The sequence below is a fragment of the Vibrio sp. 1978 genome (assembly GCF_033344345.1).
The window spans coordinates 1-730 of the sequence record NZ_JAWPOP010000414.1 but is presented as its reverse complement, the minus strand read 5'-3'; the positions used below and the strand labels follow the sequence as shown (position 1 = coordinate 730).

The following is a 730-nucleotide window of genomic DNA, read 5'->3' as shown; positions in this document are numbered from 1 at the left end:
TGGTGAATTTCATTGGAAGCTAGAAGTTGTCAATGCTAAGGCGAAAGTGGCGGATCAAGTGTTCGAGCAAGTCATGAGTGTTGAAGGCGGCATCATCCCATTCTTATTGCTATGCGTTCTCGTTGGGTACTATTTACTTAACCGATACATTGTCGAACCTATCGTACGAATCGCTACAAAAATTGATGATTCCAAAACGGGCGGGATCATTGATATCGATTACGGAAGTGAGGACGAAATCGGCCATCTCATTACCAAATTCAACGAGAAGACCATTTACCTCGAACAAGAGAGAGTAAAAGCTCAAGCGTCGACAAATGCCAAAACTGCTTTTCTTGCCACTTTGTCGCATGAAATCCGTACGCCGATGAATGGGGTACTCGGCACCGCCCAAATCCTGCTCAAAACGCCGTTAACGGACGAACAAAGAAAACACCTCAGTACATTATACGATTCTGGTGATCACATGATGACGCTACTGAACGAGATTCTTGATTACTCCAAGATAGAGCAGGGACATGTAGAGTTTTCGAACTCGCCATTTCCCATAGAATCGATCATCGGCAGTATAAAAAGCGTTTATCATACCTTGTGTGCAGAGAAAGGATTGCAGTTTAAGGTGACGTCGTTAGTTCCTGTGGGACGCTGGTATGACAACGACAAAGCGCGCCTTCGTCAAGTGTTGTTTAATTTACTCAATAACGCCGTGAAGTTTACTGACAGAGGCATT

At 44.2% G+C, this 730-nt stretch carries 1 protein-coding gene; it reads left to right on the top strand.

Annotated elements, in window-relative coordinates; all coding sequences use genetic code 11:
- On the top strand, positions 1-730 hold a 730-nt coding region (locus tag R8N49_RS26940; RefSeq protein WP_318190429.1), incomplete at both ends, for a histidine kinase dimerization/phospho-acceptor domain-containing protein.